Raw genomic sequence first — 11,483 nt, 5'->3', positions numbered from 1 at the left:
TTTATATTATCGCAAATTTAAAAAATAAATTATACTAATTATCCAAAGGTAGAAAGAACTTTTTTGAAAGGGGTTACGCAATAAAAACCTTTTAACCTGTTTCGTTTTACTATCTTTTAACCCTAGTCTATGGTATACTAGATAAGTTGCAAAGAAAGCAGTACTTTTCTTTAGTGGAAAAGAAGCAACACGGTCTTTCATAAAAGCTATGAAAGTACGTCATGACAAGAAAAGTATAAACTAAGCGCTATAGGATGGCTTCGCACCATCTTTAGAAAGAAGAATAACGTGAAATTTAATGAATTTAATCTTTCTGCTGATTTGTTAGCAGAAATTGAAAAAGCAGGATTTGTAGAAGCAAGTCCTATCCAAGAGCAAACCATTCCTTTGGCTCTTGAGGGAAAAGATGTTATCGGTCAAGCACAGACTGGTACAGGGAAAACTGCAGCCTTTGGCTTGCCAACTCTTGAAAAAATTCGTACAGAAGAAGCAACTATCCAAGCTTTAGTAATTGCCCCAACTCGTGAACTAGCTGTTCAAAGTCAGGAAGAACTCTTCCGCTTTGGCCGTAGTAAAGGTGTGAAAGTCCGTTCAGTATACGGTGGTTCAAGTATTGAAAAACAAATCAAGGCTCTTAAATCAGGTGCCCACATCGTTGTAGGAACACCGGGACGTTTACTTGACTTGATTAAACGCAAGGCTCTGAAATTACATGATATTGAAACCTTGATTTTAGATGAAGCAGATGAAATGCTGAACATGGGATTCCTTGAAGATATTGAAGATATCATCTCTCGTGTCCCAGAAAATCGTCAAACCTTGCTCTTTTCAGCGACTATGCCAGATGCTATCAAACGTATTGGTGTTCAGTTCATGAAAGAACCTGAGCATGTGAAGATTGCTGCTAAAGAATTAACAACAGAACTGGTAGACCAGTACTATATCCGCGTTAAGGAACAAGAAAAATTCGACACCATGACTCGTCTTATGGATGTTGATCAACCTGAGTTGTCAATCGTTTTTGGTCGTACCAAACGTCGTGTAGATGAGTTGACTCGTGGGCTGAAAATCCGTGGTTTCCGTGCAGAAGGGATTCATGGAGATTTGGACCAAAACAAACGTCTTCGTGTCCTTCGTGATTTTAAAAATGGCAATCTTGATGTCCTCGTTGCAACAGACGTAGCTGCCCGTGGTTTGGATATTTCAGGTGTGACTCATGTCTACAACTACGATATCCCACAAGACCCTGAGAGTTATGTTCACCGTATTGGTCGTACAGGACGTGCAGGTAAGTCAGGTCAGTCTATTACCTTCGTTTCACCTAATGAAATGGGTTATCTCCAAATCATTGAGAACTTAACTAAGAAACGTATGAAAGGTCTCAAGCCGGCAAGTGCAGAAGAAGCCTTCCAAGCTAAGAAGCAGGTTGCACTGAAGAAAATTGAACGTGATTTTGCGAATGAGGAGATCCGTAGCAACTTTGAAAAGTTTGGCAAGGATGCTCGTCAATTAGCATCAGAATTCAGCCCAGAAGAATTGGCCATGTACATCCTTAGCTTGACGGTTCAGGATCCAGATAGTCTTCCAGAAGTTGAAATTGCGCGTGAAAAACCATTACCATTTAAACCATCTGGTGGTGGATTTGGCGGAAAAGGCAAGTCTGGTCGCGGTGGACGTCGTGGTGATGACCGTCGAGATCGTGATCGTCGTGGCAATGGTCGTCGTGATGACTACCGAAAGGGTGGTCGTTCCAATGATCGTTTTGACAAAGAGAAGCGTTACCGTAAGGATCATAAAAAACCTCGTAATACTTCAAGCGAGAAGAAAACAGGCTTTGTGATTCGGAACAAAGGAGATAAATAAAAAATACAAGGGTAAACAGTTGTTTACCCTTGTATATTTATAAGGAGACCGAAATTCGTAAACAAAACGTTTGCTATCACTATGTGGTAGCGCTATCAATTCTGTTAACATATTAAGAATACAACTTTTTATAAGTCCTGTCAACAGATTTGCTAAAAAAAATCTACTTTTTTTAAAAAAGTGAACAAAAAAATGATCAATTCACAAAAACGATCAACAAAATAAGTGATTAATATAGAAAAAAATCGTCAAAATGTTTGTTTCTTATTGAAAATGTTCACCATTATAGTATAATGAAAGCAGAAATAGGAAAGTAGGACGTCATATGAAAGAGAGTAGACATGTAGCAATCTTACAAGAGTTGGATAAAAATGAAGTGGTCTCTGTTAAGGATCTAAGTGATCTCTTGGGTGTAACGGATATGACAATTCGACGGGATTTGATGGACTTAGAGGAGCAAGACCTATTGGTTCGTGTTCATGGAGGGGCCCATCGAAAAATCAAGGATAGTCTGACAGAAGTCTCTCATACAGAAAAGAACATGTTGAACGTGGAAGAGAAAAGGGAGATTGCTCAAAAATGTGCGGCTTTAATCGATGAAGGCGATACAATTTTTATTGGGGCTGGAACCACTACGGATTTTATTGGCGATTATCTTGAAGGGAAACATGTCAGTATTGTCACCAATTCCCTACCTATTTTTGAAAAATTAAAAGATCAACCCAATTATGACATTATCCTAGTGGGAGGTCGATATAGGGTCAAGACACAGACCTTTGTAGGGCAGTTTGCTAATAAGCTCTTAAAGGAAATTAAGGTTTCGAAAGCCTTTATCGGGGTAAATGGAATCGACGGTCATACAGCAATGACTGCAAACGAAGAAGAAGGAAATGGTAATAAAATTATTCTTAACAATGCCATTGAAAAGTATGTAGTAGCAGATAACAGTAAGTTTGACAGCTATTCTTTCTATGCTTTTTACCGTCTAGATGATTTAGATGCGGTGATTACCGATCATTCTATCTCTAATAAGGTGCGAGAAAAATACAATTCTTATACAAAAATTTTGTAAAAATTAGAAAAGAAACAGCTAAACGGCCAGGATTCAAGCAGATTCTGGTCTTTTTTATATCCTTTAATAGGGGAGGGGTTATAAATAAATCTATAAAAAATAAACAAAAAAGAACAAAAAATTACATATTGTAATTGACAGCGCATTCATATAGTGATATACTTATCATGTAATTAAAAGATATTTTAAAAGTGGAAGGGGTGAAAAGATGGGATTAAATCAACTGTTTAATCGGGAATTAGTCTTTTGCCTAGATGTTGCGAATCAAGAAGAATTGTTTGACCAGGTTGCAACTTTATTGGAAGAACGTCAGATTGTGACAGATTCTTATCGAGCTGCATTAAAAGAGAGAGAGAAATCGTTCCCTACTGGCTTGGATATGGAATTTCTAGGAAAGGATCTTCCGAATGTAGCGATTCCTCATACGGATATCATCCATAACCTAACAGAGAATATTGTAGTTGTTCGATTGAAAAATCCGGTAACCTTCCACAATATGATCGCACCTGATAAAGAAGTAGAAGTTTCTCTTTTATTCTTCATCATTAACAATTCTAGTTCCAGCCAAACAAACATTTTGGCGCATTTGATGGATTTCTTTACGACAAATGGAAATCTTGAAAACATGTCGAAATTGGAAACTGAAGAAGACTTATATCGCTATATCACAGAAGCGATTGCTTAATAGTAAAAATTAAAAATATTTATAATGGAGGTCATTCAAATGATTAAAATTTTAGCTGCCTGTGGTGCAGGGGTTAACTCAAGCCACCAAATCAAAAGCGCTCTAGAAGAAGAGCTTTCAAACCGTGGATATGATGTACAATGTGATGCGGTAATGGTAAAAGATGTGAATGAAGATTTGATTAAAGGTTATGATATCTTTACACCAATCGCTGCAACAGATTTAGGCTTTGATCCTGGTATTCCAGTAGTTGAAGCTGGTCCAATCTTATTCCGTATTCCAGCTATGAGCGCTCCGGTATATGACAATATCGAAGCAGCCATCAAAGAACACGGTTTAAGCTAATTCGTTTATCTGTATTTTGTAAGCGGTTCCTATGCCTGGAATTGCTGACATTCTTAATTTTGTAAAATATAAAAATATAAATCGGGAGGATTTATTATGAATGGCATTATCGATTTTGCCAATAAGTTTTTCAAACCCATTCTAGATATGGGTGCACCGATCATCATGTTGATCGTCCTAACTCTATTGGCACTTTTGTTTGGAGTGAAATTCTCCAAAGCGCTTGAAGGTGGTATTAAACTTGCCATCGCCCTTACAGGTATCGGTGCAATCATCGGTATGTTGAATGGAGCTTTCTCAGCGTCTCTTGCAAAATTCGTTGAGAACACTGGTATTCAATTGAATATCACAGATGTTGGTTGGGCACCACTTGCGACCATCACTTGGGGGTCTGCCTGGACACTTTACTTCTTGCTAGTTATGTTGGTTGTCAACATTGTCATGCTTGCAATGAAGAAAACAGATACACTTGATGTCGATATCTTTGATATCTGGCACTTGTCTATCACAGGTCTTTTGATTAAATGGTATGCGGATAAAAATGGAGTTAGCGCAGGAGTTTCCCTCTTAGTTGCCACTCTTGCAGTTGTTCTTGTAGGGATTATGAAAATCATCAACTCAGACTTGATGAAACCAACATTTGACGATTTGTTGAATGCACCAAGTTCATCACCTATGACTTCAACTCACATGAACTACATGATGAACCCAATCATCATGGTTTTGGATAAAATCTTTGACAAATTCTTCCCAGGTCTTGACAAATACGACTTTGACGCAGCTAAATTGAACAAGAAAATTGGTTTCTGGGGATCTAAATTCTTCATCGGTTTCCTTCTTGGTATCGTCATCGGTATCATGGGTACTCCACATCCAGTTGCTGATGTAGCTGATGCTAAAACTTGGGAATTGGTTATTAAAGGTTGGATCAGCCTTGGTTTGACTGCCGGTGTCTGCTTGGAATTGTTCTCATTGATCGGTTCTTGGTTCATCGCAGCGGTAGAACCATTGTCACAAGGTATTACAAACGTTGCTACTAAACGTCTTCAAGGACGTAAATTCAATATCGGTTTGGACTGGCCATTTATCGCTGGTCGTGCAGAAATCTGGGCTTGTGCAAACGTACTTGCACCAATCATGTTGATCGAAGCAGTGCTTCTTTCTAAAGTCGGAAATGGTATCTTGCCACTTGCAGGGATCATCGCTATGGGTGTGACTCCAGCCTTGTTGGTTGTAACACGTGGTAAATTGATCCGTATGATCGTGTTTGGAACACTCTTGTTGCCACTCTTCCTTCTTTCAGGTACTCTTATCGCACCATTCGCTACTGAATTGGCGAAAAGTGTAAAAGCCTTTCCAGAAGGAGTTGACAAAGCTCAATTGATCACTCACTCAACTCTTGAAGGACCTGTTGAAAAATTGCTTGGTTGGACAATCGGTAATGCAACAACTGGTGATATTAAATTGATTATTGGTGTTGTTGCCTTCTTAGCATTCTACGTTGGAATCTTTGCATGGTACAGAAAACAAATGATCAAACGTAACGAAGAATACGCAGCAAATGCAAAATAATCCGCTCCTAAATATGTAACTTGATAAAACTAGGGTATCAATTTTCCAGACATGGAGGGGTAGCCTAGTTTTTTCTCTAAAATAACATGCTAAGGAGTGAAATATGAGGATAGCTTTAAAAAATAATGATCTGGAAGTTTGTTTCAAGGAGTTAGGTGGTGAGCTGACCTCTATCAAGGATCAGGAAGGTATCGAATATCTTTGGCAGGGTGATGCTCAGTATTGGAGTGGCCAAGCCCCAGTTCTCTTTCCTATCTGTGGTTCGGTTCGAAATGATACAACCATGTATCGCCCTCAAGGTGTTGGGAAGATCCCTCGCCACGGGCTGGTTCGCAAGAAAAACTTTGAGCTGGTAGAGCAAACAGAAGATCGGGTGACTTTTGGGATAGAAGATACGGAAGAAATGTATCAGCAATATCCCTATCATTTCAGACTAGAAATTTCCTATCAATTGCTAGGTAAGAAGATTCAAGTAACCTATCGGGTTCACCATCTTGGTGAGGAAGGAGTCATGCCCTTTTTCGTTGGTGGCCATCCAGGATTTAATTGTCCGTTACTGGCGGATGAAGGGTTTGAAGATTACTACCTGGAATTCGAACAAGAAGAGACCTGTAGTATTCCTAAATCCTATCCAGAGACAGGCTTGCTAAATGTCTTTGATCGGACACCTTTCTTACAGCAAGAGAAAATCCTAAATCTCGATTACGATCTCTTCCAAAAGGATGCCATCACCTTAGATTGCTTACAATCAAGAAGGGTGACCCTTCGCTCTAAAAAGCACGAGAAGGGGGTAAGTCTTCATTTTCCAGATTTTTCAAACTTGATTATCTGGACAACGCCAAATAAAGGGCCATTTATCGCATTAGAACCTTGGTCTGGTTTATCCACTTCCCTTGAAGAGAGTGATTATTTGGAATATAAAAAGCAAGTTCGACTTTTGCCAGCAGGTCAAGCAGCTGAACTAAGTTTTGAAATCGAAATTTTATAGATAATAATGTTGTTGAATATAGAAGTTTCTGTATTTGATTGAAAAATGAATTAAAAGAAGGAGCATAATATGTCAGTTATTATTGGTGCGGATGCAGCAGGTATCCGCTTAAAAGAAGTAGTCAAAGAATATTTGGAAGCAGAAGGTTTCCAAGTAGTGGATGTGACAGAAGAAGGGCAAGACTTTGTCGATGTGACTTTGGCTGTCGCTAAGGAAGTCAAACAAGCAGAAGACAATCTTGGTATCGTCATTGATGCCTATGGTGCTGGTCCATTCATGGTCGCTACTAAAATTAAAGGAATGGTTGTGGCAGAAGTTTCAGATGAGCGTTCTGCCTACATGACTCGTGGCCACAACAATTCTCGCATGATCACCATGGGCGCTCAAATCGTGGGTGACCAATTGGCCAAAAATATCGCCAAAGGTTTTGTAAACGGTAAGTATGACGGCGGTCGCCACCAAATCCGTGTCGATATGCTCAACAAGATGTGCTAAGGGGAGGAGTAAACGAATGAAAATTGCAATTGGATGTGACCATATTGTCACAAATGAAAAAATGGCTGTTTCTGAATTTTTGAAATCAAAAGGTTATGAAGTTCTTGACTTCGGAACCTATGACCACGCGCGTACCCACTACCCAATTTTTGGGAAAAAAGTCGGAGAAGCAGTCGCTAGTGGTCAAGCTGATCTTGGAGTATGTATCTGTGGTACTGGTGTTGGAATTAACAACGCTGTTAACAAGGTTCCTGGAATTCGTTCAGCCTTGGTACGCGACATGACAACGGCTCTTTATGCAAAAGAAGAACTCAATGCTAATGTCATTGGTTTTGGTGGGAAAATAACCGGTGAATTGCTCATGTGTGATATCATTGAAGCTTTCATTCATGCAGAATACAAACCAAGTGAAGAAAACAAGAAATTGATTGCCAAGATTCAACATTTGGAAACCCATAATGATCACCAAGAAGATGCAGACTTCTTTACAGAATTCCTTGAAAAATGGGATCGTGGTGAATACCACGACTAAGAGGTGAGCTTATGATCTTAACTGTCACCTTGAATCCTTCCATTGATATTTCTTATCCCTTGGAAGAATTAAAGTTGGATACTGTGAATCGTGTGTCGGAAGTTTCTAAGACGGCTGGTGGTAAAGGATTAAATGTCACCCGTGTCCTAGCTGAGAGCGGTGAAACAGTTGGAGCAACAGGTTTTGTTGGGGGGACCAATGGTCAATTCATCAAGACCCATCTTCCACGAGATGTCCAATCCTTCTTCTATGATATCCTGGGAGATACGCGGAACTGTATCGCCATCTTGCATGAAGGAAATCAAACAGAAATCTTAGAAGCGGGTCCAGAAATTATCCGGACGGAAGCTTTAGGATTCCTTCATCATTTCAAACTCCTCATGCCGACAGCGGATGTGATTGCTATTTCAGGGAGTCTTCCTACAGGGCTACCAGTGGACTATTATGCGAGCCTAATTGAGATTGCAAAAGAAGCAGGACGCAAGGTTGTACTTGATTCATCAGGCAAATCTTTAGAAGCGGTCCTTCACTCACCATTCAAACCAACGGTGATTAAACCCAATCGCGAAGAATTATCTCAACTCTTAGGACGAGATGTTTCGGCGGATTTTGAGGACTTAAAAGTAGTTTTGAAAGACCCACTGTTTGAAGGAATCGAATGGATTATCGTCTCCTTAGGTGGAGATGGTGCCTTTGCCAAACATGGAGACAGCTTCTATAAGGTCGATATTCCAAAAATAGAAGTGGTCAATCCAGTGGGATCTGGAGATTCAACCGTGGCTGGGATCTCTGCTGCCCTCAGTAGCGGAAAAGATGACGCGGCCCTCTTGACCCATGCTATGGTCTTAGGGATGCTAAATGCCCAAGAAAAGATAACAGGGCATGTCAATATGGCCCACTACGATGATTTGTATCAGAATATAATTGTAAAAGAGGTATAAGATGGTATTAACAGAACAAAAACGCAACTATTTAGAAAAATTGAGCACCAAAGAGGGTGTAATCTCAGCCTTGGCTTTTGACCAACGTGGTGCCTTGAAACGCCTCATGGCTCAATATCAAGACACAGAACCAACAGTAGCTCAAATGGAAGAATTGAAGGTCTTGGTGGCTGAAGAATTGACGCCATTCGCATCTTCTATGCTCTTGGACCCTGAGTATGGACTTCCAGCAACCAAGGTCTTGGATGCAGAAGCAGGTCTCTTGTTGGCTTATGAAAAAACCGGCTACGACACTTCTAGCACTAAACGTCTGCCAGACTGCCTTAACCTTTGGTCAGCTAAACGCATCAAAGAACAGGGCGCAGATGCAGTGAAATTCTTGCTCTACTATGATGTGGATAGTGCAGAAGAACTCAACCAAGAAAAACAAGCCTATATCGAACGCATCGGTTCAGAATGTGCTGCAGAAGAAATTCCATTCTTCCTTGAAATCTTGGCTTATGATGAAACTATTGCGGATGCAGGTTCTGTAGAATATGCGAAAGTAAAACCTCGTAAGGTCATCGAAGCTATGAAAGTCTTCTCAGACCCACGCTTCAACATCGATGTCTTGAAGGTAGAAGTGCCAGTCAATGTCAAATACGTTGAAGGTTTTGGCGATGGAGAAATCGTTCATAGCCGTGAAGAAGCGGCAGCCTTCTTTAAAGAACAAGAAGAAGCAACCAACCTTCCATACATCTACTTGAGTGCCGGTGTTTCTGCAAAACTCTTCCAAAAAACCCTCGTCTTTGCCCATGAAGCAGGCGCGAACTTCAACGGGGTCCTTTGTGGTCGTGCAACTTGGGCTGGATCTGTAGAAGCCTACATCAAGAATGGCGAAGCAGCAGCTCGTGAATGGCTCCGTACAGAAGGTCGTCGCAACATTGAAGAGCTCAACCAAGTCTTAGACCAAGTCGCAACTTCTTGGAAAGAGCGTATTTAATTCCTTAGTTCCTAACGTATCAAATAGTCTTTCTAGAAAAATCTAGAAGGACTATTTTTTTGTTTCTATGCAGGAGTAGTTCCGTCATTCATCAAAAATTGGTTCCCAATGTTCATAAATCTGATTAAGCTTTCATTCACTATTCAAATGGCTTCTAATTTGTAAGGGTTTATGTGATAATTTCACATTACAATCGAAAATAAGAGTGTTTTAGAGTATAATAGTTTTATTAGAATGAAGGAGTTGGCGTATGGAAAGGATCGTATATAGAGAAGCAAGGCTAGATGAGTACAAGCTAATTGGAAAAGTCTGTGCTGATGCTTTTATGAATTATCCATTTTTAACCGTCATTAAAGAAGATTTAAAAAAGCCTGAATACTTTCCAGCTTTTATTGAACTATTGCATACCTTGTTAGTCAAGCTCTACATCAAAGGGGAAACGTGCTTAGTTGCTGAACGAGATGGAGAAATTATAGCAGTAGGGCTCTTGCAACAAAAAGATTTCTCAATGGTCTCTTACCTACTAAATGGAATTATCAAATTGTTCCGTTACATTAGCCCTTGGAAATTGATGAAATATCTGGACCTAGTGTAGCGTTCGGAGCAACATTTAAAAAAATCTGGAAACTTTGATTGGTATCTAATGATATTAGCTGTGAGCCCAACTGTTCAGGGTCAAGGGGTTGGTAGTCATTTTCTCCAAAACGGGATTGAACCTTACGTCAAGGCCAAAGGTTGTAAGCGTCTAGGCTTGATTACTAGTACGCAACAAAATGTCTTCTTCTATGAAAAAAATGAATTCGTCCTATTAGATTCTATGGTGCTAGATTATGGGAAACAAAGCGTTGGGAATTGGGCTTTTTTAAAGACCCTTGATGACGAATCTTAGATAATTAAAAAAAGGAGCTCTTGGGAGCTCCTTTTAGCATGCAAACAGATGATTGTTACACCATCTAGGTGTTTTTTTGTTCGGGATCTATCTTGGATTGTTGATGCTTGATATAGGTCAGTTTTTCCTCTCGGCTCTTCCGTTTAAAGAGTGCCTCGGCTGACATAGCAGCTCTTTTGTCGGGAAAAGACTCCTGGTAGATCAAGGTCACAGGAAGTCTAGGACGGGTATATTTGGCGCCTTTGCCAGCATTGTGAGTTTTGATACGGCGCTCGATATCGGTGGTGTAGCCAGTATAGAGGGTCCCATCCGCACACTGGACTACATACATATAAGCTTTAGTTTCCATAATAAATCTCATGAATCTCCGGCGTATAGCTTCCATCTTCCTCATGAATAAACAGTGGAGGAAGAATTTTTAGACCATCCCGCGATCCATCTTTAATGGCCTCAATGAGAAGCATGTTGGCATCTTTATGAACCTTGGGATAGACAAATTGAATCCGTTTGGGAGCCAGATTGAAGCGTTTCATGGTTTCGATGATATCTAAGAAGCGATCCGGACGATGCACCATGACGAGTCGGCCATTGGACTTGAGAGTCCGTTGGGCCACTTGACAAATTTGGTCCAAATTGGTGGTGATCTCGTGACGGGCTAGCAAATAATGAGGGCTCTCATTTAAATTGGAATGCTCGTCCACTTTAAAGTAAGGAGGATTACAGAGAATAAGGTCGATTTTACTACCAGGGAAATGGTGGGGCAAATTTTTTAAATCATCGGTAATCATGGACATACGGTCGGAGAGGTCATTCAATTGGATGGAACGCTCTGCCATGTCGGCGAGTCTTTCTTGTATCTCCACTCCAACGATGGTTGCTTTGGTGCGCGTGCTAGCGAAGAGTCCGACAGCGCCATTGCCGGCACAAAGATCAACAATCAGACCACGGTTGGGCAACTTAGGAAAACGTGACAAAAGGACACTATCAATAGAATAGCTAAAAACTTCTCTGTTTTGAATGATTTTCACATCGCTTGAAAATAGTTGGTTGACGCGTTCGCCGTCTTTTAATTCGATATCGTTCATGGCTCTATTATAGCATGAAAAGAGGGCGGGGAAA

General features: G+C 40.3%; 12 protein-coding genes and 1 pseudogene. 11 read left to right on the top strand and 2 right to left on the bottom strand.

The window, feature by feature from the left end; translation table 11 throughout:
- Positions 1-288 precede the first annotated feature (288 nt).
- From cshA to AC3E6G_RS05670, 11 genes and pseudogenes are all read left to right on the top strand, one after another.
- A complete protein-coding gene (gene cshA, locus AC3E6G_RS05720; protein WP_490700632.1) occupies positions 289-1,863 on the top strand; it encodes a degradosome RNA helicase CshA in 1,575 nt (524 codons plus the stop codon).
- Between the two features lie 325 nt (positions 1,864-2,188).
- Complete coding sequence (locus AC3E6G_RS05715; protein ID WP_129268758.1) at positions 2,189-2,935, top strand: DeoR/GlpR family DNA-binding transcription regulator; 747 nt, start codon at positions 2,189-2,191, stop codon at positions 2,933-2,935.
- Positions 2,936-3,143: 208 nt separating this feature from the next.
- A complete protein-coding gene (locus tag AC3E6G_RS05710; RefSeq protein WP_048689142.1) occupies positions 3,144-3,620 on the top strand; it encodes a PTS sugar transporter subunit IIA in 477 nt (158 codons plus the stop codon).
- A gap of 39 nt (positions 3,621-3,659) precedes the next feature.
- A complete protein-coding gene (locus AC3E6G_RS05705) occupies positions 3,660-3,965 on the top strand; it encodes a PTS sugar transporter subunit IIB (protein WP_006148587.1) in 306 nt (101 codons plus the stop codon).
- A gap of 96 nt (positions 3,966-4,061) precedes the next feature.
- Positions 4,062-5,537 carry a PTS galactitol transporter subunit IIC gene (locus tag AC3E6G_RS05700; RefSeq protein WP_048715587.1) on the top strand — a complete coding sequence of 492 codons (1,476 nt, stop codon included), beginning with the start codon at positions 4,062-4,064 and terminating at the stop codon, positions 5,535-5,537.
- A 103-nt stretch (positions 5,538-5,640) separates the two neighbouring features.
- Complete coding sequence (locus AC3E6G_RS05695) at positions 5,641-6,525, top strand: aldose 1-epimerase family protein (RefSeq protein WP_195348162.1); 885 nt, start codon at positions 5,641-5,643, stop codon at positions 6,523-6,525.
- A gap of 69 nt (positions 6,526-6,594) precedes the next feature.
- Positions 6,595-7,020 carry a galactose-6-phosphate isomerase subunit LacA gene (gene lacA, locus AC3E6G_RS05690; protein ID WP_490700631.1) on the top strand — a complete coding sequence of 142 codons (426 nt, stop codon included), beginning with the start codon at positions 6,595-6,597 and terminating at the stop codon, positions 7,018-7,020.
- 16 nt (positions 7,021-7,036) lie between these two features.
- A complete protein-coding gene (gene lacB, locus AC3E6G_RS05685; RefSeq protein WP_023022658.1) occupies positions 7,037-7,552 on the top strand; it encodes a galactose-6-phosphate isomerase subunit LacB in 516 nt (171 codons plus the stop codon).
- A gap of 11 nt (positions 7,553-7,563) precedes the next feature.
- Positions 7,564-8,493, top strand: a complete 930-nt coding sequence (locus tag AC3E6G_RS05680; RefSeq protein ID WP_023022660.1) for a tagatose-6-phosphate kinase — start codon at positions 7,564-7,566, stop codon at positions 8,491-8,493.
- A gap of 1 nt (position 8,494) precedes the next feature.
- The gene (lacD, locus tag AC3E6G_RS05675; RefSeq protein ID WP_125335346.1) at positions 8,495-9,475 is read left to right on the top strand and encodes a tagatose-bisphosphate aldolase; all 981 of its coding nucleotides are present in this window, start codon (positions 8,495-8,497) and stop codon (positions 9,473-9,475) included.
- Positions 9,476-9,725: 250 nt separating this feature from the next.
- Positions 9,726-10,364, top strand: a pseudogene (locus AC3E6G_RS05670) (GNAT family N-acetyltransferase).
- A 64-nt stretch (positions 10,365-10,428) separates the two neighbouring features.
- Here AC3E6G_RS05670 and AC3E6G_RS05665 read toward each other — a convergent pair.
- Together AC3E6G_RS05665 and AC3E6G_RS05660 are read right to left on the bottom strand one after the other, a co-directional pair.
- Positions 10,429-10,713 carry a GIY-YIG nuclease family protein gene (locus AC3E6G_RS05665; RefSeq protein ID WP_048717147.1) on the bottom strand — a complete coding sequence of 95 codons (285 nt, stop codon included), beginning with the start codon at positions 10,711-10,713 and terminating at the stop codon, positions 10,429-10,431.
- Positions 10,703-11,449 carry a tRNA1(Val) (adenine(37)-N6)-methyltransferase gene (locus tag AC3E6G_RS05660; RefSeq protein WP_061563751.1) on the bottom strand — a complete coding sequence of 249 codons (747 nt, stop codon included), beginning with the start codon at positions 11,447-11,449 and terminating at the stop codon, positions 10,703-10,705. The genes AC3E6G_RS05665 and AC3E6G_RS05660 overlap by 11 nt, the downstream gene beginning before the upstream one ends.
- Between the last annotated feature and the right edge of the window lie 34 nt (positions 11,450-11,483).

The sequence above is a fragment of the Streptococcus sp. SCPM-O-B-23252 (M501) genome (assembly GCF_058200355.1).
This window is presented reverse-complemented; position numbering and strand designations above follow the sequence as displayed.

Coding starts and splice junctions, on each gene's coding strand:
- lacB (WP_023022658.1), top strand. CDS start 7,037: ATGAAAATTGCAATTGGATGTGACCATATTGTCACAAATGAAAAAATG.
- AC3E6G_RS05715 (WP_129268758.1), top strand. CDS start 2,189: ATGAAAGAGAGTAGACATGTAGCAATCTTACAAGAGTTGGATAAAAAT.
- AC3E6G_RS05660 (WP_061563751.1), bottom strand. CDS start 11,449: ATGAACGATATCGAATTAAAAGACGGCGAACGCGTCAACCAACTATTT.
- AC3E6G_RS05710 (WP_048689142.1), top strand. CDS start 3,144: ATGGGATTAAATCAACTGTTTAATCGGGAATTAGTCTTTTGCCTAGAT.
- AC3E6G_RS05665 (WP_048717147.1), bottom strand. CDS start 10,713: ATGGAAACTAAAGCTTATATGTATGTAGTCCAGTGTGCGGATGGGACC.
- lacA (WP_490700631.1), top strand. CDS start 6,595: ATGTCAGTTATTATTGGTGCGGATGCAGCAGGTATCCGCTTAAAAGAA.
- AC3E6G_RS05680 (WP_023022660.1), top strand. CDS start 7,564: ATGATCTTAACTGTCACCTTGAATCCTTCCATTGATATTTCTTATCCC.
- AC3E6G_RS05700 (WP_048715587.1), top strand. CDS start 4,062: ATGAATGGCATTATCGATTTTGCCAATAAGTTTTTCAAACCCATTCTA.
- lacD (WP_125335346.1), top strand. CDS start 8,495: ATGGTATTAACAGAACAAAAACGCAACTATTTAGAAAAATTGAGCACC.
- AC3E6G_RS05705 (WP_006148587.1), top strand. CDS start 3,660: ATGATTAAAATTTTAGCTGCCTGTGGTGCAGGGGTTAACTCAAGCCAC.
- AC3E6G_RS05695 (WP_195348162.1), top strand. CDS start 5,641: ATGAGGATAGCTTTAAAAAATAATGATCTGGAAGTTTGTTTCAAGGAG.